19 protein-coding genes and 1 tRNA gene are annotated in these 18,940 nt (G+C 62.2%); 6 read left to right on the top strand and 14 right to left on the bottom strand.

Annotation, left to right across the window (positions count from 1 at the left end; translation table 11 throughout):
- Positions 1-522: 522 nt before the first annotated feature.
- From NKI08_RS24140 to NKI08_RS24125, 4 genes are all read right to left on the bottom strand, one after another.
- Entirely contained in the window at positions 523-1,011 is a 489-nt protein-coding gene (locus NKI08_RS24140) for an NUDIX hydrolase (protein ID WP_352772702.1), read from the bottom strand.
- A 222-nt stretch (positions 1,012-1,233) separates the two neighbouring features.
- A complete protein-coding gene (gpt, locus tag NKI08_RS24135; protein WP_352474044.1) occupies positions 1,234-1,734 on the bottom strand; it encodes a xanthine phosphoribosyltransferase in 501 nt (166 codons plus the stop codon).
- Between the two features lie 112 nt (positions 1,735-1,846).
- Positions 1,847-2,680, bottom strand: coding sequence for a universal stress protein (locus NKI08_RS24130; protein WP_352474045.1), 834 nt, complete (start codon positions 2,678-2,680; stop codon positions 1,847-1,849).
- 77 nt (positions 2,681-2,757) lie between these two features.
- Positions 2,758-3,507: a competence/damage-inducible protein A gene (locus NKI08_RS24125; RefSeq protein ID WP_352772698.1), complete on the bottom strand. Its 750-nt coding sequence runs from the start codon at positions 3,505-3,507 to the stop codon at positions 2,758-2,760.
- Positions 3,508-3,655: 148 nt separating this feature from the next.
- Between NKI08_RS24125 and NKI08_RS24120 the strand changes: the two genes are divergently transcribed.
- Positions 3,656-4,642, top strand: a complete 987-nt coding sequence (locus tag NKI08_RS24120) for an alpha/beta fold hydrolase (RefSeq protein ID WP_352772696.1) — start codon at positions 3,656-3,658, stop codon at positions 4,640-4,642.
- 92 nt (positions 4,643-4,734) lie between these two features.
- Here NKI08_RS24120 and NKI08_RS24115 read toward each other — a convergent pair whose 3' ends face one another.
- The 8 genes from NKI08_RS24115 to NKI08_RS24080 all read right to left on the bottom strand — a co-directional run bounded on the left by NKI08_RS24115 (position 4,735) and on the right by NKI08_RS24080 (position 11,438).
- On the bottom strand, positions 4,735-5,628 hold the full coding sequence (locus NKI08_RS24115) for a carbohydrate ABC transporter permease (protein WP_023674766.1): 894 nt from the start codon (positions 5,626-5,628) through the stop codon (positions 4,735-4,737).
- A gap of 1 nt (position 5,629) precedes the next feature.
- Entirely contained in the window at positions 5,630-6,481 is an 852-nt protein-coding gene (locus NKI08_RS24110) for a carbohydrate ABC transporter permease (protein ID WP_502899663.1), read from the bottom strand.
- 191 nt (positions 6,482-6,672) lie between these two features.
- Entirely contained in the window at positions 6,673-7,998 is a 1,326-nt protein-coding gene (locus tag NKI08_RS24105) for an ABC transporter substrate-binding protein (RefSeq protein ID WP_352772691.1), read from the bottom strand.
- 33 nt (positions 7,999-8,031) lie between these two features.
- The gene (locus NKI08_RS24100) at positions 8,032-9,117 is read right to left on the bottom strand and encodes an ABC transporter ATP-binding protein (protein ID WP_352772688.1); all 1,086 of its coding nucleotides are present in this window, start codon (positions 9,115-9,117) and stop codon (positions 8,032-8,034) included.
- Positions 9,118-9,281: 164 nt separating this feature from the next.
- Positions 9,282-9,521 (bottom strand): DUF2188 domain-containing protein, encoded by a 240-nt coding sequence (locus tag NKI08_RS24095; RefSeq protein WP_023674770.1) that lies wholly within the window; start codon positions 9,519-9,521, stop codon positions 9,282-9,284.
- Positions 9,522-9,549: 28 nt separating this feature from the next.
- A complete protein-coding gene (locus NKI08_RS24090; protein WP_352453484.1) occupies positions 9,550-9,843 on the bottom strand; it encodes a DUF982 domain-containing protein in 294 nt (97 codons plus the stop codon).
- Between the two features lie 62 nt (positions 9,844-9,905).
- Positions 9,906-10,223 carry an SH3 domain-containing protein gene (locus NKI08_RS24085; RefSeq protein WP_352772685.1) on the bottom strand — a complete coding sequence of 106 codons (318 nt, stop codon included), beginning with the start codon at positions 10,221-10,223 and terminating at the stop codon, positions 9,906-9,908.
- A 111-nt stretch (positions 10,224-10,334) separates the two neighbouring features.
- Positions 10,335-11,438, bottom strand: a complete 1,104-nt coding sequence (locus NKI08_RS24080) for an NADH:flavin oxidoreductase/NADH oxidase (protein ID WP_352772683.1) — start codon at positions 11,436-11,438, stop codon at positions 10,335-10,337.
- Positions 11,439-11,591: 153 nt separating this feature from the next.
- Here NKI08_RS24080 and NKI08_RS24075 point away from each other — a divergent pair, with 153 nt between their 5' ends.
- Positions 11,592-12,170: an NUDIX domain-containing protein gene (locus NKI08_RS24075; RefSeq protein WP_352541399.1), complete on the top strand. Its 579-nt coding sequence runs from the start codon at positions 11,592-11,594 to the stop codon at positions 12,168-12,170.
- Positions 12,171-12,218: 48 nt separating this feature from the next.
- Positions 12,219-12,608, top strand: coding sequence for a hypothetical protein (locus NKI08_RS24070; RefSeq protein WP_352772681.1), 390 nt, complete (start codon positions 12,219-12,221; stop codon positions 12,606-12,608).
- Between the two features lie 101 nt (positions 12,609-12,709).
- Here the strand turns inward: NKI08_RS24070 and NKI08_RS24065 are convergent.
- A tRNA-Leu gene (locus NKI08_RS24065) sits at positions 12,710-12,798 on the bottom strand.
- A gap of 726 nt (positions 12,799-13,524) precedes the next feature.
- On the opposite strand from NKI08_RS24065, the gene NKI08_RS24060 reads away from it, so the two are divergent.
- The 3 genes from NKI08_RS24060 to ade all read left to right on the top strand — a co-directional run bounded on the left by NKI08_RS24060 (position 13,525) and on the right by ade (position 17,394).
- Positions 13,525-14,007, top strand: a complete 483-nt coding sequence (locus NKI08_RS24060) for a class I SAM-dependent methyltransferase (protein ID WP_352684889.1) — start codon at positions 13,525-13,527, stop codon at positions 14,005-14,007.
- 561 nt (positions 14,008-14,568) lie between these two features.
- Positions 14,569-15,021, top strand: a complete 453-nt coding sequence (locus NKI08_RS24055) for a cupin domain-containing protein (RefSeq protein ID WP_352453477.1) — start codon at positions 14,569-14,571, stop codon at positions 15,019-15,021.
- A 561-nt stretch (positions 15,022-15,582) separates the two neighbouring features.
- On the top strand, positions 15,583-17,394 hold the full coding sequence (gene ade, locus NKI08_RS24050; protein ID WP_352772676.1) for an adenine deaminase: 1,812 nt from the start codon (positions 15,583-15,585) through the stop codon (positions 17,392-17,394).
- A 256-nt stretch (positions 17,395-17,650) separates the two neighbouring features.
- Here the strand turns inward: ade and NKI08_RS24045 are convergent, their stop codons facing one another.
- Entirely contained in the window at positions 17,651-18,814 is a 1,164-nt protein-coding gene (locus NKI08_RS24045) for an alpha/beta hydrolase (RefSeq protein WP_352501624.1), read from the bottom strand.
- Between the last annotated feature and the right edge of the window lie 126 nt (positions 18,815-18,940).

Below are 18,940 nucleotides of genomic sequence, written 5' to 3'. Positions count from 1 at the left end.
CCGCCCTGCCGGTCGAACCTCTTGCGAGGCCGCTGTCCGACGCGCTCAAAGACCCTGTGGGTCCCTCAAAACTGAAAACTTTTTGTAACGCCCTCGGTCGAGGGAACTTCACATTATCTAGCGTCGAACCTACCTGCAAACACTAAATATAGTATTAACAGACAATTTATTCAAGTCCGACAATCCTCCCCTTTCGCCCCCCAAGGCTTCAAAATCCCACGCATTCGCCGGCCTCGTAAACAGGCGGGAATGCGGATCAAAACGCACATATTCCGGGAAAAAGACCGGCCTCGAAACTTTTCCGGTCGCACTCTCAACAAGAGCGCATGGCCTATAAAAGGCGACTCGTTTTGCGCCGTCAAGGATTCGTTTGCGTAGCTTTTATGACCCCAACATCTTGTGTGTCACATATGTGGATAACGGGGATAGAAGCGGAGCGCGGCGAGGAAGGTTCGGCGCCGCGCGGAGGTGCTTCGGCGATGGCGTTCGCCGGACCTGACCGCGGCTATGCGCCGCTCGGGCTCAGGAGAACCGGCGTGGATCCGCGCAGAAATGGGCGATGATCTGGCTGAGGTCGGGTTCGTTGACCATGCGCACAGCCTCGGCGGCGCTGACCCATTTGCGGGTGCGTGCCCGCTTTTCCTTCCATCGGTCGGCGACCTTGTCGACCTGCAGCGGGAAGACCAGCACCTCGCACGGCACTTCCTCGCCGGAATCCAGCACCTTGGCGTAGAAATAACGGCCGGCCTCGTGATGCGAGATCGTGCCGCGCAGCCCGGCCTCCTCGCCCGCTTCGCGTGCCGCCGCTTCACAAAGCGGCTCCTTTGCTTCCGGCCAGCCCTTGGGAAGCACCCAGCGGCCGGTATCGCGGCTGGTGATCAGCATGATTTCGACGCCGTCCCCGCTATCGCGCCAAGGCAGGGCTGCAACCTGCAGGCGGTACGGCACCGCGCCTAAGAGTCGCCGGACCCTTTCGGCCTTATGGTTGTGCGTCGTTGGCCTCGTCAACATCGGAGAAGCTTGCCCCAGCTTCCAGAATCATTTGCCGTCTCACGAATCTTACGGCTAATTATAAGCAATGAAAGTAAAAAATGTTTCACGGATCGGCCAAATTCCGTCAATCTGCGCCGATCTCAGCCTAATGGCGCGACTGCAGCAGCGTCGCGCCACGCCTTTATCGGTGTGCGGAGGTCCTCTGGGCGGACTCGGTGCATCAAGCGGCGTTGCCGCGAATCAGCCGGCGTGGTCGTCGGCGATCGGCTTCTGGTAGGTGAAGCCCATGTCCCAGGGGAAATAGATCCAGGTGTCCTGGCTGACCTCGGTAACGAAAGTGTCGACCATCGGCCTGCCTTTCGGCTTGGCATAGACGGTGGCGAAATGCGCCTTGGGCATCATCGCGCGCACGATGCCCGCCGTCTTGCCGGTGTCGGTGAGGTCGTCGATGATCAGCACGCCGGCCCCGTCATCGACGAGCAGCGCCGGCGTGACCTCCTTCAGCACCTGCAATTGCCCCTGGCTGGTATAATCGTGGTAGGAGGCGACGCAGACCGTCTCGATGATGCGGATGCCAAGCTCGCGCGAAATGATAGCCGCCGGAACCAGGCCGCCGCGCGTGATGCAGACGATCGCCTTCCATTGCCCCTTGTTGGCGCCGGCAAGCCGCCAGGCGAGCGCGCGCGCATCGCGGTGGAACTGGTCCCAGGAGACCGGGAAGGCTTTTTCGGGCAGGGACATCTTTCGCGCACTCCGCAAAGCGCGCATCGCGCGCAGACACCATGGAATGCGCGCGGAATTAACTGGAAAGGCTTGGCCTTGGCAAGGGGCGTGGAAAGCTATCCCTGTGAACCTACCGCGACAGAAAGGCCGCCACGGGTGCGGTGCGCAGCACCGTTCGCGTCACGCCGCCGAACAGCAGCTGGCGCAGCCAGGAATGGCTGTAGGCGCCGAGCACGAGCAGGTCCGCACCCGACTCGGCGACCCTGGTCTGGATGATGTCGTCGACCGAGGCGCCGCCGGACCTCAGCACCGAGACACTGACGGTCGCGCCATGCCTGGACAGCGAGGCGGCGATCTCGGCGCCGGCTGTTTCCGGCGCCTCGTCGAGCGTATCGGGCGGGTCGATGACGACGATGTCCGTCTTTTCGGCCTCGATAATGAAGGGCAGGGCATCGAAGGCGGCGCGCGCGGCTTCCTTGCTGCCGTTCCAGGCGAGCAGCACATGCTTGAAGCTGGTCACCAGCGAACCCGAATGCGGTACCACCAGCACCGGCCGGCCGGCATCGTAGACCAGGGTGTCGACGTCGGCGCTCGGGTCGCTGCCCGATTCGCGCTGCGCGGCGATGATCAGGTCCGCGGTGCGAACGGTCGAGATGCCGGTCAGCGCACTGTCGCCGGAAAAACTCTCGAGGCTGCGCCACTCGAACGACAGGCCGGAATTCTCGATGCGCTTGTGAAAGGCGGCCTGCAACTTCTCGGCGCGCTCCCGGTTCATATCGGCGGAAACCTGCAGGAACTCGGTGTCCGGAAAGCCGGTGGCAGAGGTGTAGGGCACGGGCAGCGCCTCGGCATGGATGCCGATCAGATGGCTCTGGAATCGGCTGGCCAGCGGGATCGCGCAGTCGAGGACGCGCTCGGCATCCGGTTCATTCTGCAATATGGCGACGATGGTCTTGAAGCGCATGGCAGTCCCTCACTTCATACGGCGATCCCACTCGTGACAAACGTCACTGCGCGATGCTGGTTCCGTCAGGCCGGCCATCAGCCCACTCGGCTTTCCTTGATCAAGCCCGCCACCATAGCCTCTACGTCGGCGCGTGCGGAGTCCAGCGCCTGCTGGCTGCGGGCGCGCACCACCAGTTCCGTCCAGAACTTGCCGTCGCCATATTTCGGGTAGGAGCCGATGATCGTGTCCGGGTGCGCCTTCTGGATGTCGCCCAGCGGCCCGCCGATCAGGCCTTCGCCGAACGGGCATTCCACGGTTGCCGACAGCATTTTGGTGCCGGCCCGCAATGTCGGCACGACATTGTCGAGCATCGCCTGGAAAATCGCCGGCACGCCGGCCATGACATGGACGTTGCCAATGCGAAAGCCCGGCGCAACCGACACTGGATTATCGATGTGGTCTGCCCCGCGCGGCATCCGCGCCATGCGCTTGCGCGCTTCGGTGTATTCGATGCCGCGGGCGGCGTAGCTTGCCTCCAGCAGGGCGTAGGCCTTGGCGTCGTATCCGCATGGCACGCCAAAGGCCTTGGCAACCGAATCGGCGGTGATGTCGTCATGCGTCGGGCCGATGCCGCCGGTGGTGAAGACATAAGTATAGCGGGTGCGCAGCGCATTCACCGCAGCGACGATCTCGTCTTCCTCGTCCGCAACGATGCGCACTTCCTTCAGGTCGATGCCGATCGCCGTCATGATCTCGGCGAGGTGGCCGATGTTCTTGTCCTTGGTGCGGCCGGACAGAATCTCGTCGCCGATGACGAGCATGGCGGCGGTGACGATTTCGGTCATGGCAGGCTCCGGAAAACGGGTCGCCTGAGATAGCGCGGCAAACGGCCGGCGGCAATGCCGCCAAACGACGGATCCACCTGTGCCACCTCCCTTGCAGTGGAGCCGTCGGCGGGTGATGCTGCGCGCTGGTTTGGGCGCTGAGTGAAAAATGCCGGTATCAATTCTGCTATGGCTACCCGGCGCGCTGTTTCTGCTGGCGCTCGTCGTGGCAGCCTATCCGATGCTGGCGACGCTGCGGATCGCGGCGAAGGCCGAAAGGCTGGTGCCGGCCAGTGGCAAATTCATCGAGATCGACGGCAACCGCATCCATTATGTCGAGACGGGCGAGGGGCGGCCGATCGTCTTCCTGCACGGCCTCGGCGCGCAGCTTCATCAATTCGGCCACACGCTGTTCGGACGGTTCGGCCCGAACTATCGGCTGATCGCGCTCGACCGTCCGGGCTCCGGCTATTCGGTGCGGGCCAGGGGCGCCAGCGGACGGCTGTCCGAGCAGGCCGAGGTCGTGCGGCATTTTATCGACGCGCTTGGGCTGGAAAAGCCTCTGGTCGTCGGTCATTCGCTGGGTGGCGCCATCGCGCTGACGCTGGCTATCGAGCATCCCACGGCGATTTCCGGTATCGCCTTGCTGGCACCGCTGACCCATCTGGAGCCGGACGCGCGCGAGAAGTTCGGCCCGCTATATGTCAAGTCGCCGCTGCGGCGCCGGATCATGGCTTATACGGTGGCGATCCCGGCGGCTCTCAAATATGCCGAAGCGACGCTTGCCTTCATTTTCGCGCCGCAGACGGCGCCGGCCGACTATATGGTCGAGGGCGGCGGCTGGTGCGGGCTGAGGCCAAGCCATTTCTATGCAACGTCGACCGATGTCGTGGCCATCGAGCATGACCTTGGCCGCATCGAGCAACGCTATCGCGAGATCACCATGCCGGCCGGCATTCTGTTTGGTGCTTCCGACCGCGTGCTGGGCATCGATATCCACGGCTGGCCGGTGATGGAAAAGATCAGCGGGCTGCATTTCGAGCCTGTCGAGGGGCTTGGCCACATGCCGCAATTCGTCGAGCCGGAACGGGTCGTCGCTTTCATAGAACGCATTGCCGACCGCGCATTTGCGCCGAAGTCCGACACCGGCAGCTGACACCCTTCCGGAACGCGGTCTCGGCCGGCAGGGTGCCTACCCCAGGCATTCCCGGCCGCCGGGAATACCTCCGAACCCAATCACGATGCTGGCTATTCCTTCACGGCTCCGGTCATCGAGGAAACATAGTGCTCGACAAAGAACGAATAGAGCACCACCACCGGCAGCGAGCCGATCAGCGCTCCCGCCATCAGCGCCCCCCATTCATAGACGTCCGAGCGCACCAGCTCGGTGAGCACGCCGACCGGCACAGTCTTGTTTTCGGACGACTGGATGAAGGTCAAGGCGTAGATGAACTCGTTCCATGACAGCGTGAATGCGAAGATGCCGGCGGAAATCAGGCCCGGCACCGATAGCGGCAGCACGATCTTGGTGAGGATCTGCCAACGGCTCGCCCCGTCGATCAGCGCGCATTCTTCCAGCTCGAACGGGATCGAGCGGAAATAACCCATCAGCAGCCATGTGCAGAACGGGATCAGGAAGGTCGGATAGGTGAGGATGAGCGCGAACGGCGTGTCGTAAAGTCCAAGGTTGAACACCATCACAGACAGCGGAATGAACAGGATCGACGGCGGCACGAGATAGGCGAGGAACACCGCGAGGCCGACCTGCCGCGCCCCGGAGAACCTCAAGCGTTCGATCGCATAGGCAGCGAACACGGCAGCCAGCAGCGACAGGAACGTGGCGGCGGTCGAGATGATGATCGTGTTGAGCAGCCAGCCCGGATAAGACGTCTCGAAGAGCAGGTAGCGGATATGCTCGAGCGTCGGATGCACCACCCAGAACGGATTGAAATTGGCGTAGTCGGTCATCTCGAGGTTGGGCTTAACCGCCGTGATCGTCATCCAGTAGAACGGAAACAACAGCACGATGACGAAGATCAGCAACGGCAGGTAGACCGTCACCACGCGCCGCGGCAAACTCTGCAGGTAGCCCATGCCGCCTTCGTCGAGTTCCGGGCGTTTGCTCGTTTCGATCGCGGTCATGTCAATCTCCGCCGCCCTGCTGCCATTTGCGACGCTGCAGGCCAAAATAGCTGAACAGGATCGCCGCCAGCAGGAACGGGATCATGGCAACTGCGATCGCGGCGCCTTCGCCAAGCTGGCCTCCGGAAATGCCGCGCTGGAACGACAGCGTCGCCATCAGATGCGTGGCGTTCACCGGCCCGCCGCGCGTCAGCACATAAATCAGCTGGAAGTCGGTGAAGGTGAACAGCACCGAAAACGTCATGGTGATGGCGATGATCGGCGTCAGCAGCGGCAGCGTCACATAGCGGAACAATTGCCAGCGGCTGGCGCCGTCGAGCGTGGCGGCCTCGTAGAGCGACTGCGGAATCGTCTGCAGGCCGGCAAGCAGCGTGATCGCCACGAAAGGAATGCCGCGCCAGACATTGGCGGCGATGACCGAAGCCCGCGCATTCTCGGGATCGCCGAGGAAGTTGATGCGATGGTCGATCAGGCCCATTTCCATAAGCGCCCAGGACAGGATCGAGAATTGCGAATCGTAGATCCACCAGAAGGCGATCGCCGACAGCACCGTCGGCACCACCCAGGGCAGCAGGACGATCGCGCGGAAGAACGATTTGAACGGCAGGTTCTGGTTGAGGACAAGCGCCAGCCACAGGCCGAGCGCAAACTTCAGGATCGAGGCGCTGATCGTGTAGAGCAAGGTGTTGAAGACGGAGAGCCAGAAGACCGCGTCATCCCACAGATATTCATAGTTCTCGAAGCCGATGAAGATGCCGGGGCGGCCGATGCGGGCATCGGTGAAGCCGAGCCAGACGCCGAGCCCGAGCGGATAGGTCAGGAAGACCAGCAGCAGCGCCGCCGCCGGCAGCATGAAGCCGAAGCCCAGCGCGTTATGACTTTCGGACACGAACGTCAGAACGCGCGACAGCGTCGACCGGCGTGGCTGGGCGGCAGCGGAGGTCACGGCCATGGGTCGGCTCCTCTAAGGTCTCATTGATCGGCGGGCGGCCGCGACGCAGTCCAAAGCCAGCCGGGCAGCATGGCTGCCCGGCTGAATCCGGCTCAAACGCGATAGTAGCGGTTTGCGCGCTTTTCGGCTTCTTCCATCGCTTCTTGCGGCGTCGCCTGGCCGGTCACCGCCTTGGCGAACATGTCGACCAGCACATAGTCGGCCATGGTCGCCGCCGAGGCATAGCCAAGCGGGCCGGCATAGCCGTTGGGCCGCAGCGTCGCCGAGGCCTTGGCGTAGGCGGCATTGTTCGGATCGGCCGTCCACACCGGGTTGTTGTCGAAGGCTTTGAGCGTCTGGCAGCAATAGCCTGCCGACGACGTGATCCACTGCGACATTTGCGGATCCTCGAACATGAACTGCAGGTAGGCCTTGGCGGCGTTGGGGTAGGGCGTGTAGTCGAAGATCACGGCCGTGGTCACCTGGAACAGCTCGACGGATTTTCCGACCGGGCCGATCGGCAGGTTGGTGGTGCGGATGTCCTTGGCTATCTCGGCCAGTTTCGGATCCTTGTCCTTGTTGATCTTGGCGGTGTTGTAGGCCGAAATGCCGTTGGCGATGACGCTCAATTGCCCGGCCAGGAAGGCGCGGTTGTTGTTGACGTCGAGCCAGCTTTCGGTACCGGGAATGAAGGTCTTGTAGAGCTCCTGCGCGTATTCGATCGCCTTCAGCGTCTCGGGGCTGTTGATCGTCACCTTGCTGCTCTCGTCGACCATCTGGCCGCCATGGCTCCACAGCAGCCAGTGGGCGTAGTTGTTGCCGTCGCCGACGCCGTGGCCATGCGTGAAGCCGGCCGGGTGCCCCTTCGCCTGCAATGCCTTGCAAAGCTCGAGCAGGCCTGCCGTGTCCTTCGGAAATTCGGAGAAGCCGGCCTCCTTCACCCAGCTTTCGCGATAGACGATGGCATTGCCGATGGTCGCCAGAGGCAGGCCGAGGAACTTGCCTTGCCGTGTCGCATATTGGTGCGGTCCATCGTGCCAGCCGCCATATTTCGAGCCGAGATATTCCCCCAGCTCCGTCACGTCGTGCAGCTTGTCGGGATATTGGTGCGGGTCGTCGAACCAGACGAACATCAGGTCCGGGCCGGAGCCGACATTGGCGGCGACCGCCGCCTTGGGGCGGATGTCCTCCCAGCTTTCCTTGTCGACGCGGACCTCGACGCCGGTCGCTTCGGTGAAGCGTTTGGTGTTGGCCAGCCATTGATCCTCGTCGCCCTGCACGAAAGGCGACCAGCGCAGCAGCCTGAGCTTGGCGCCGTCCTCGGGCTTGTATTTCAACCCCTCCTGGGCAAAGGCGGGAGAGCCGATGAGCCGGCTTCCCAAGGCTCCCGCCGCAACGCCGGCGGTGGTGCGGATCACGTCACGTCTGGTGAATTTCATGCTCGCTTCCTCCTGCTTATTGTCCTTGCCGTCCTACTGCCCGATGGGCGTTTCGAACCGCTGTCCGGTTTCGCCGTGAAAGAGGTGAATGAGGCCAGGCTCGGCCGTAAGCCGGATGGTTTCGCCCGGCGTGAAGGAATGGCGTTCGCGGAAATTTGCGACGATCTCATCGCCGCCGGCGGTGCGGCCGATGAGCTGCACTTCGGACCCTGTCGGCTCGACCACCACGACGGTGACCGGAATGCCCTGATTGTCGGACAGCCGTAAATGCTCGGGCCGTATCCCCAGCACGACCGGCTCACCATTGCCGATGGAAAGTGCCGAGGCCAACGGGACCGAAATCCCGCCGGCGCCGCGAAATGACGGCGAGCCGTCGCTTACGATCTCGCCTCTGAGCATGTTCATGGCGGGCGAGCCGATGAAACTGGCGACAAACAGATTGTTCGGCCGGTCGTACAACTCGAGCGGCGGCCCGATCTGCTCGACGATGCCGTCATGCATGACGACGATCTTGTCGGCCATGGTCATCGCCTCGATCTGGTCGTGGGTGACGTAGACCGTCGTCGTCTTCAGGCGCTGGTGCAGTTCCTTGATCTCGGCGCGCATCTGCACCCGGAGCTTGGCATCGAGATTCGACAGCGGCTCGTCGAACAGGAAAACCTGCGGATCGCGCACGATCGCCCGGCCCATGGCAACGCGCTGGCGCTGGCCGCCGGAAAGCTGGCGCGGATAACGGTCGAGCAGCGGCACCAGTCCCAGGATTTCGGCCGCGCGCCGCACGCCGGCATCGCTCTCCGTCTTGGGAACGCCCTTGAGCATCAGCGAGAACGCCATGTTCTCGGCGACCGTCATATGCGGATAGAGCGCATAGTTCTGGAAGACCATGGCGACGTCGCGCTCCTTTGGCGCAACGTTGTTGACGACACGTTTGCCGATCGCGATCTGGCCGCGCGAGATCTTTTCCAGGCCGGCGATCATCCTGAGAAGGGTCGACTTTCCGCAACCCGAAGGACCGACCAGCGTGACGAACTCGCCGTCGTTTATATCGACGCTGACCCCGTGCAGGACCTCGACGGTCCCAAATGATTTGTAGACATCGCCGATTGCGACAGACGCCATCGATCTCCTCCCGATTGATTCCTGCAACGACTTCGAAGGAAACCGCTTTCCTGCCTGGCCCGCGACAGCGCCCAGGCTCCTCCCCGGTCACGCGCGATGTGAGACGGTAGCGCTACCAAACCGACCTGTAAAGCACGCCGGCATCACTGGGATATCGGCACACCCTAATCCGAAACCTCGGTCTGCGGCCGGTCGCGGCCGTCCGCGAGCTCGTCGTGCCATTTGCCGTCGGCGTCCTCGTACTGGATGCCATCGGTGTTGCCGGCGACCTGCTGTTCGGCGGAAGCGATCTCGGCGGCGCGCAAGGCGTCCTGATGGGTGGGGAACGTTTCGGAGAATGTCGAGCCGACCTTGTAGGCCCAGCCTCCGTCATGCTCGACGATCTTGTAGGTCAGTTTCGCCATGAAACCCTCCGGTTGAAAGCCCGTTGCCTCAATGCAGCCTGTCGTCGGCCAGTCTGTCGTCTGGCAGCCTGTCGTCTGCGACCAGCACGTCCGATTCCCTGGCGGCTTCGATCAGTGCCCGGCGCGCATCCGCCGTCGAACGATAACCTTCCAGCACTTTTAGGCAAGTGTCGAGGGCATCACGATGACGCGGCCCGCGGTTGAGTGGCCAGACCGTCATCAAGCACTCCGCCGCCTCCTGGGCGCTGCGGATCTGCCGATATTTGCCGACATGGCCGAGTTCGACCACGACCGGCTTTTCAAATGGCTTGCTGTCCATCATCGCCGCCAACGCGGAGCGGCCGATTTGGTTGCAACTGCTATTTTAGCTCAGGCGAAAATAGCTCAATAGCCGCAGTCGTTGCGCAGCCAGCGTGCATTCGCCCAGCCGGTGCGGCCGCCGAAATCGACCTTGTACCAGCTTCCGCGGCGGTCGAAGATCTCGGTTTGGTCGCCGTTGAATAATTGCCCGATCATGCGCGACGACGAGTTCGGTCGGGCTCGAACGGCGAGAAAGCCGCTTCCCGTCGCCAGATTGTAGTGCCTGGAAAGTCCGTGCACCGTGCCTTCGCAATATTGCGCCCCGGCCGGTGTCGATGAGGCGAACGACAGCCCGGCCGCAACCGCGACGGCAGCCGCAATGGAAATCCCCCTGAACGACATGTCACTGCTCCCCCCAACCCGCCGCGCCCAGCCGCGGCCCCGGCCACCCTACACCGGCAGAGGATCAAAGCGAAGCTGTAATGCCCCGCCCAGCGAGGTGAGAACCCGCCGTCAGGTCGCCGCCTTCATCCAATGCTGCATCGTTGTCACCGAGCGGGCAAGCTGCGGCGCCGGGTGGATTTCTTCGCCAAAGGTGGCCGCGGCGCGCCAGCCCCAGCGCGGATCGGCGAGGAAGGCGCGCGCCAGCGCCACCATGTCGGCGCGCCCGTCGGCGACGATCGCCTCGGCCTGTTTCGGATCGTCGATCAGGCCGACGGCCCGCGTCGGGATGCCGACGGCCTTGCGCACCGCTTCGGCCAGATGAACCTGGTAGCCGGGCCCGGAGGGCAGCTTCTGCAACGGTGAATTGCCGCCGCTCGAGCAGCAGAGATAGGCGACGCCGGCTTCCTTCAGCGCTTTTGCCACTTCGATCGCATCCTCGACCTCGAAGCCGCCGTCGACCCATTCCTTAATCGACAGGCGCGCGCCCAGCATCAGCCTGGGCACCGCCTTCTTCACCGCCTTGGCGATCTCGACGGCGAAACGCATGCGGTTTTCCAGCGAGCCGCCCCAGCGGTCGGTGCGCCGGTTGGAGAGCGGCGACAGGAACTGGAAGATCAGATAGCCATGCGCGGCATGCAGCTCGATGAAGTCGAAGCCGGCGCGCTCGGCCCGCCGTGCCGCTTCTGCGAAGCGTTCGATGATTTGCAGGATCTCGTCGTCCTCCAGCGCCCGCGGCACCTGCCAGCCGGTGTCGTAGGCGATGGCCGAGGCCGACACGATCGGCCACGGATCTTGATCGGCATGCAGCGGGCCGCCGCCCTCCCAGGGTTTGCGGTTCGAGGCCTTGCGGCCGGCATGGGCAAGCTGCGTGCCGAATTTCGTGCCCGGTGCGGCGACACGCTTGGCTGCATCCAGCGTGCGTCGCGCGGCCGCCTCGTTGTCCTCGGAATAGAGGCCGAGACAGCCATGCGAGATGCGGCCGCGCCGTTCGACATCGGTCATCTCGACGGTGACCATGCCGGCGCCCGACATCGCCAGGTTCATCCAGTGATAGAGGTGCCAATCGCTGGCCGAGCCGTCCTCGGCCGAATACTGGCACATCGGCGCGACCGCGATGCGGTTGGGGAAGGTCAGGCCGTCGAGGGTGATCGGCTGGAAAAGCGATGAGGTCATAAAAAACTCCGGAAAGGGTTGCCGCTATTTATGCAGCCGATTGTGCCAGCGCCAGACACGAGACGGTGAACCGGTGCTCTGGACCAATTGGTGGCCCGATTGCACGAACCGCCGTTCGCGGCTACGCCTTGCCGCGGCAGCAGGGAGTCCACCATGGAAGATCGCATTCGCATCCGCTCTGAGGAAGTCCTTTCCGACGAGTGGGCGGTTTTGAAAAAGACCGTCTTCGACTATCGCCGGCGCGACGGCAAATGGGAAACGCACACCCGCCAGACCTACGATCGCGGCGACGGCGCGGTGATCCTGCCTTTCGATCCGGAGCGTTCGACGGTGCTTCTGGTGCGGCAGTTCCGCTACCCGGCCTACGTCACCGGCCACAAGGAGCCGCTGATCGAGGCCTGCGCCGGCCTGCTCGACGAAGACGATCCCGAAACCTGCATCCGCAAGGAGGCCGAGGAGGAACTCGGCTATCGGCTGAAGGACGTGCAGCGGCTGTTTTCGCCCTATATGAGCCCCGGCAGCGTGACCGAGCGGCTCTGGTTCTTCGTCGCCCGCTATTCGCCCGCCGACCGCATTTCCGACGGCGGCGGCGCGCATGACGAAGGCGAAGACATCGAAGTTTTGGAAATGCCGCTCGACGAGGCGCTGGCCGGCATCCACGACGGTCGGATTATCGACGCCAAGACGATTATCCTGATCCAGCATTTGAAGCTGAACCCGATCGGGGGGTGAACGGCTTTGCCGCAACGGGCTGAGATGCAGCTGAAAGGGAACAGATCTATGATTATCAAAAACTTGCCGAAGTGGTTGGGTGCGACTTCGATGGCTGTCTTTCTCCTGGCATCGATTACCCCGTCACACGCTGAATCCTATTCCAACCTGCAAAGCAAAGGATACAAGACCGGCAAGCTGTCGCGAGGTGCATCAGGCTCGCTGGGCTGGTTCGTGTCCAACGGCGAGAAAAAATACTTCTGCAGAATGCGAGCGGCGCGAGCCTATATCGGCACTACAGGGATGGTCGCTTTTACTGCCGCCGGTCGGCAAATCTCGTTGGACAGGGAAGTCTACGAAAAATACGCCGGATTTGATGCATCCATTCCGCAGCTTTCAGACCTGAAGGCTGGTAAGCTCAACACGCGAGCTGTCGGTAATTGCGGTCCCGCAAAGTGAACCGCCCTTAAGCTGTCTTGGCAAATCCAAATCTGGTGCGGACGACGGGAATCGAACCCGTACGATCAGAGATCGAGGGATTTTAAGTCCCTTGCGAGGCTTGGTGTGGGCGACGGGATTTGAACCCGTAAGTGCTTGAAACACCGGCAGATTTTAAGTCTGCTGCGTATACCAGTTCCGCCACGCCCACTTCCCACATTGTGGGGAAATCCCACCGGTCTCCCACATGGTTTCCCACACGGTCGGCTTAGGATTTGCCGTTCACTACCACGAGCCTCGGAGCCGCGCCACCTTCGAGGGCGGTCAGGTTGTCGAGCAAGTGATTGGGTGCGAGGTGGGCGTAGTTCAGGGGTGGTCTGGATCGACTTGTGGCCCATCCAGATTTGGACGCGCCGGATGTCGATGCCACGGATGATCTGCCACGAGCAGCACGTATGCCGCGTTGTGTAGACCACGGTGATGTGTTCGCGGATGCTGCGCCACACCTCTATGACCTCCCACTTGCCGATGTCGCAGACGTCGCTGTGCTGCATCAGACGGTCGATGCCCTTGCGGTTCTGAGCCATCAGGCGACTGCCAGGAGATCGTGGTCGTGATGCGTTAATGGGGTTGGCTGGACTAGCTTTGAAGGCGATGTCCTAAACACCGTCCTCTCCTACTCTAATGCGGGCGCCTAGTTTCCCGCAAGTTGAGATCAGCAAGGCGCCTCGCAGCGCGCTTGAACGTGGTGTCCATGATGTTTTTCTGTGTTTTTGTGGGGGGCAGGCTTTTCTTGGTCACGACTTATGAATAGTAGAAGGTAACGAGCGCTATATTTCGGCGATCTCTAATATTAGGAGCATATGATTTGTGGTGGTCAAGGTTCAAAAGAGGTTTTGCAGGAACATGGGAGGATAGACTGGACGGGATATTCTCATTGGAGATCGACTATGCTGGGAAATCCATTCTCGATGTTGGCTGCAATATGGGTGTTGTCGCCTATGAGATATCCAAGCTGAAACCCAGTTCGATCCATGGGATCGACGTTGCCAAGCCGCATATCGAGACTGCAAAGATGTTGTTGAGTGGCTCCCCGGTGCATGCCCGGTTCGATCGCCTGAATCTTGGCAGCCGGCGCCTCGGTAATATCCTTCTACCGAAATACGATATCGTCCTGCTGCTGGCCGTCTATCAGCACATGCAGCGCAACATCGGCCCGGACAAGGCACGAAGGGTGCTTTCCAATATTGTGAGGCGCACCTCGAACGTCGTTGCCCGCGTTCCGCCTGGAACGGATGGCGAATTTATCGAAACGCTTTCTGACGAGGGGTTCAAGGTTAAGAGCACTCACACATCACCTCTTGGCAGTCATGTGCTGGTGCTTGAGAAACCGCCTCACGCACCTCTAAGATTGTGCTGATTTAATTCGATTTCCTCTTCTGGAGCCACCCTTGGCGTAATTGTCTAACTCGTCGTCGGTGCCGGCCTGCAGATTCATGTGGATTGGTTTGGCCATGAACGTCGGTTCTCCTTTTCCCACACGATTCCCACAACGGCGTGTTTCCCACAAAATCCGTTGCACGAGTGGTGAAATGAAAAACCCCGGCGCAAACCGGGGAATTACAAGCCTTGAGGGGTTAGTTGCGAGGGTGCAAAGGACTAGGACGGGATTTTAAGTCCCTTGCGTCTACCAATTCCGCCACGTCCGCAGGCCAGCCCTTTTCAGCCGCCAGCCAAAGGCCGTCAAGCCGTCTTCTGCCGTAGAGAAATCTGGAAGCTAGCGAGGCCGATCACCTACAGTGATACAAACAAAATCGTTTCACCTGGAAATGTTTTTAGCGGCAGCTTCCGCGGCTACCGCGAATGCGCGTCCCCCGTTCGCAGGATGCGTTCGGGCGCTCTGCCCTGATAGACTCCAATTGGCAAGTGGATCGGCGCGCCGATACTCGACGCCGTCCTCTACAGAGACTGGGAGATTGTCATGCTCAAGCTTGCCTCTGCCCTGGCACTGCTGGTTGTTGGGACGGCGTCTCTGTTTGCCGATGAGATGCCGATGAACGCCAAAGACATCAAATGGGGTCCTGCTCCAGCTGTCATTCCCGCTGGCGCGGAAATGGCTGTTGTCGCTGGAGACCCCTCAAAGGAGGGCGCCTATGTGCTGCGGTTGAAGACACCCGCCGGCTACAAAATTGCCGCACATAATCATCCCACCACGGAATACGTAACGGTGCTTTCCGGCAACTTCCATATTGGAATGGGCGATAAGCTCGACGAGGCGAAAGGTGTCGAACTGACTGCTGGCGGCTTCGGCGTCGCGCCGGCCGGAATGAATCACTTTGCCTGGACGACAAGCGATACGATCATCCAGGTTCATGGCGAGGGGCCATTCAAGATCACCTACGTCAACCCGGCAGACGATCCAAGCAAGAAGTGACAGTTCGGGATCGAATTGAGTGAACCGGCCGAAGGCTCGAACGATGGAGTGCGTCAAACTCCGCGACCGTCGATTCAGAAGGATCCTCTAACGAGACGAAAGCTGATTGGCCGCAACGGAATCGTATTCCGCCTGGGCCATTTGCCATGAATGGCGCAATAACAAAAACCCGCCTCGGGAGGCGGGTCGTTGGAGCCAATTGGCACCATACCCAAATTAGTAGCATAGCTGCTGGCACAAAGCAAGAACAAAGTTGCTGCGGCCGGCACAAAATCCCCTTGGCGATTGGCGAAGGCCATGGCGCATCGATCTCCCTCCTTGAGGGGAGATGGCCGGTAGGGGGTCGTCGCGCGTCGAGCGCCAGCCTGTTTTGGTCGCGGTAAAGGCCAGCCTGTTTTGTTCGCGGTAAAGGTTTGCGTCAGGACGTCCCGACCCCCTCTGTCGCCATCGGCGACATCTCCCCCTCGAGGGGGGAGATCTGCAACTTCGCCGTCCGCGCTTACTTCCCCGCTGGTCAAAATCCTCGCGGCTTGGCACAGTCGGGCAAAGAGGAGCCTGTTGATGCCGAAGACCGCCAATGCGACGAAACCAAAACCCTGGGCCGAGATGGCGACGCATCTGGTCGATGTCGCCATGGGCCGCAAGCCCGCCGATCTCGTCATCCGCAACGGGCGCTGGGTCAACGTCCATTCGGGCGAGATCATCGCCGGCACCGACATCGCCATTGCCGGCGGCCGCTTTGCCTATTGCGGGCCGAACGCCGGCCATGCCATCGGCCAGGGCACCAAGGTGGTCGATGCCGGCGGCCGCTATCTGGTGCCGGGGCTTTGCGACGCGCATATGCATGTCGAGAGCGGCATGGTGACGGTGACGGAATTCTGCCGCGCGGTGATCCCGCACGGCACCACCTCGATGTTCATCGATCCGCATGAGATCGCCAACGTGCTCGGCCTGCCGGGCGTGCGGCTGATGCATGACGAGGCCGTCGCCATGCCGGTCAACGTACTCGTGCAGATGCCGTCCTGCGTGCCTTCGGCACCGGGGCTGGAGCATGCCGGCGCCGAACTGACCGTCGCCGACGTTGCCGAAGCGATGAGCTGGGAAAACATCATCGGGCTCGGCGAGGTGATGAATTTTCCCGGCGTCGCCGCCAACGATCCGGTGATGTCGGGTGAGATCGCCGCGACGGTGAGGGCCGGCAAGACCGTCGGCGGGCATTATGCCTCGCGCGATCTCGGCCTGCCGTTCCATGGCTATGTCGCCGGCGGCCCTGAGGATGACCACGAAGGCACGCGCGCCGAGGACGCCATCGCCCGCGTCCGCCAGGGCATGAAGGCAATGCTGCGGCTGGGCTCGGCCTGGTACGACGTGGCCTCGCAGATCAAGGCGGTGACGGAGAGCGGGCTCGACCCGCGCAACTTCATCCTGTGCACCGACGACAGCCACTCCGGCACGCTGGTGCACGAAGGCCATATGGACCGGGTCGTGCGCCACGCCATCAGCCAGGGCTTGAAGCCGGTGACGGCGATCCAGATGGCGACGCTCAACACCGCGCAGCATTTCCGGCTGGAGCGCGAGATCGGCTCGATCGCGCCGGGACGGCTCGCCGATCTGCTGATCGTCTCCGACCTCGCCGAAATGACCATCGACGAGGTCTATGGCCGCGGCGTCAGGCTGGCCAAGGGCGGCAAGCTCGAAATCGACATTCCGGCCTACGACTATCCGAAGACGGCGAAGAACACCGTCAAGCTCGGCAGGAAGCTCAAGGCAGGCGATTTCGACATCGCCGCACCCCTGGGCGCCAACGAGGTGCGGGTGCGGGTCATCGGCGTCATCGAAAACCAGGCGCCGACGCGGGCGCTGGAGGCCGATCTTGCCGTCGAGGACGGGCTGGTCGCCATGGACCGTCGCAACGATGTCTGCCAGATCGCGCTGGTCGAGCGCCACAAGGGCACCGGCGGCGTCACCAACGCCTTCGTCTCCGGCTTCGGCTACATCGGCGACTGCGCCATGGCGTCGAGCGTGGCCCACGATGCCCACCACATCATCGTCGTCGGCACCAACAAGCAGGACATGGCTCTGGCCGTGAACCGGCTAGGCGAGGTCGGCGGCGGCGTCGTGCTGTTTTCCAACGGCAAGGAGCTGGCGCTGGTCGAAATGCGGATCGCCGGGCTGATGTCGGACGAGCGCGCCGAAATCGTCGCCGCCAAGGCCGACAAACTCAGCGACGCAATGCGCCAGATGGGCTGCTCGCTGAACAACGCCTACATGCAGCACTCGCTGCTGGCGCTGGTCGTCATCCCTGAGCTCAGGATTTCCGATGTTGGCCTGATCGACGTGACGACTTTTCAGAAGGTTGATTTGTTCGTTTGAAGAATCACTGAACCCTGGAGGGACAGCGCCCCCCTCTGTCCTGCCGGACATCTCCCCCTCAAGGGGGGAGATTGGCAGTTTCGTCGACAGCGCGTTGTTCGTCAGAGTTGGAGATTGGCGAAAGCCGAAAGTGGCGGCCAATCTCCCCACTAGAGGGGGAGATGTCCGGCAGGACAGAGGGGGGCGCGAAGGATCGCTGCAGAGCGTTTTTGTTGACAGCTGCCAATCACCGGCGCGTTTGGCAGCAGAGGTCGGCTCACCCGCCGGTGGCGATGGTCAGCACTTTGAACGGCGTGGTGATGACGATTTCGGCGACCGAGCCGACGGCCTTGCCGAGGCCCTGGCCGAGATTGTCGAGCTGGGCCGGCGCGGTCTCTTCGGAGGCGAGGCCCGCGGGGGCACGCAAGCGGTCGCCGAGCAGCTGCACCAGGAACGGATTGTCGGCGAATTTGGCGTGGTTCAGCCGGTCGCCGCCCTTGGTCTTGGTCAGGTCGACCACCGAGACGCCATAGCTGGCGAGGTCGGCCGCGTCGCCATAATCGCCGACGCGTGGCTTGTCGCCAGAGATCAGGGTCGACAGCCTGAGCGCCCGGTCGTCGCCCGAAAGCAGCACGGCGAACGGCTTGTCGGGCTTGCCGTAGCGGATCATCTGCTTCTTGAACACGTCGACGTCGATGTCGGGTGAGGCCAGGATGACGTAGCCGAGCTTGCCGCCGAGGTCGCGGTCGCCGGTGATGGCAAGCTGGCGCAATGCTTCCATGGTCACCCAGGTCCCCATCGAATGGGCAATGATGTCGATGCTCTTGGCGCGGCTCTTGGCGAGCATGCGCAGCGTCGCTTCGAGATCGTCGCGCGCCGCATTGGCGCTTTCCTTGTCGTAGATGTAGCCGGTCGTCTTGCCGCTCGACGCCCACGAAAACAGCACCGGCGTGCCCGGGTATTTCGTGTCGTGCGCGATCTGCGTCAGCCGGTAGATACCGTCGTCGAAGCCGTTGTTGAAGCCGTGCACGAAAACCAGCGCGCGGTCGCCGCGCATGGCGATGTCGGCGCCGACCGCCTTGGCGAATTGCGGGGCGCCTTCGTAGAAGGTGACGCCGGTCGCCGTGAAATCCTTCGCCGGATTGCTGTTGGCCGAGCCCTTGACCCGCTCGATGGCGCCGAGCTGGTGGATTTTGGGCACCGTCACCTCGACGCTGGCAAAGCTGGTGGTCGGCGAACGGTCGCCGTCGAACACCTGCCGGGGCTCTTTCATTGCCTTTTGCCGGGTTGTGGCGACGAAGATCTTGTGCGTCGCCGCAATGTCCGAAGCAGGCACGATGATCGTCGTCTTGTTGAGCAGATCGTGCGTGTTCTGGCCGGCGCAGCCGGTAACCGCGAGCGTGAACGCAACGACGAGAAAGATCTTCGAAGGCACGATCACGCGGGCTCCCGCAAAGGCGACGTCGAGCCGGAGACGTCTTGGCCTATTCGATAGAGGCAGAGGCCGGCACGGTCCAGTTCAAACTGTTCCGATGGTGCGGCAATGGTCAACGGTCGCTGCCGCGCA

It is taken from the genome of Mesorhizobium sp. M0768 (assembly GCF_040320195.1).
GTDB lineage: Bacteria > Pseudomonadota > Alphaproteobacteria > Rhizobiales > Rhizobiaceae > Mesorhizobium.
This window is presented reverse-complemented; position numbering and strand designations above follow the sequence as displayed.

Excerpts from the sequence above, each read along its gene's own strand:
- NKI08_RS24110 (WP_502899663.1), bottom strand. The coding sequence starts at position 6,481 with ATGCTGCCGGCGGCGGCGCTGCTGCTGGTCTTCCTGACCTATCCGCTC.
- NKI08_RS24105 (WP_352772691.1), bottom strand. The coding sequence starts at position 7,998 with ATGAAATTCACCAGACGTGACGTGATCCGCACCACCGCCGGCGTTGCG.
- ade (WP_352772676.1), top strand. The coding sequence starts at position 15,583 with ATGCCGAAGACCGCCAATGCGACGAAACCAAAACCCTGGGCCGAGATG.
- NKI08_RS24080 (WP_352772683.1), bottom strand. The coding sequence starts at position 11,438 with ATGACCTCATCGCTTTTCCAGCCGATCACCCTCGACGGCCTGACCTTC.
- NKI08_RS24070 (WP_352772681.1), top strand. The coding sequence starts at position 12,219 with ATGATTATCAAAAACTTGCCGAAGTGGTTGGGTGCGACTTCGATGGCT.
- NKI08_RS24090 (WP_352453484.1), bottom strand. The coding sequence starts at position 9,843 with ATGATGGACAGCAAGCCATTTGAAAAGCCGGTCGTGGTCGAACTCGGC.
- NKI08_RS24115 (WP_023674766.1), bottom strand. The coding sequence starts at position 5,628 with ATGACCGCGATCGAAACGAGCAAACGCCCGGAACTCGACGAAGGCGGC.
- gpt (WP_352474044.1), bottom strand. The coding sequence starts at position 1,734 with ATGTCCCTGCCCGAAAAAGCCTTCCCGGTCTCCTGGGACCAGTTCCAC.
- NKI08_RS24140 (WP_352772702.1), bottom strand. The coding sequence starts at position 1,011 with ATGTTGACGAGGCCAACGACGCACAACCATAAGGCCGAAAGGGTCCGG.
- NKI08_RS24055 (WP_352453477.1), top strand. The coding sequence starts at position 14,569 with ATGCTCAAGCTTGCCTCTGCCCTGGCACTGCTGGTTGTTGGGACGGCG.
- NKI08_RS24125 (WP_352772698.1), bottom strand. The coding sequence starts at position 3,507 with ATGACCGAAATCGTCACCGCCGCCATGCTCGTCATCGGCGACGAGATT.
- NKI08_RS24100 (WP_352772688.1), bottom strand. The coding sequence starts at position 9,117 with ATGGCGTCTGTCGCAATCGGCGATGTCTACAAATCATTTGGGACCGTC.
- NKI08_RS24085 (WP_352772685.1), bottom strand. The coding sequence starts at position 10,223 with ATGTCGTTCAGGGGGATTTCCATTGCGGCTGCCGTCGCGGTTGCGGCC.
- NKI08_RS24095 (WP_023674770.1), bottom strand. The coding sequence starts at position 9,521 with ATGGCGAAACTGACCTACAAGATCGTCGAGCATGACGGAGGCTGGGCC.
- NKI08_RS24075 (WP_352541399.1), top strand. The coding sequence starts at position 11,592 with ATGGAAGATCGCATTCGCATCCGCTCTGAGGAAGTCCTTTCCGACGAG.
- NKI08_RS24120 (WP_352772696.1), top strand. The coding sequence starts at position 3,656 with ATGCCGGTATCAATTCTGCTATGGCTACCCGGCGCGCTGTTTCTGCTG.
- NKI08_RS24130 (WP_352474045.1), bottom strand. The coding sequence starts at position 2,680 with ATGCGCTTCAAGACCATCGTCGCCATATTGCAGAATGAACCGGATGCC.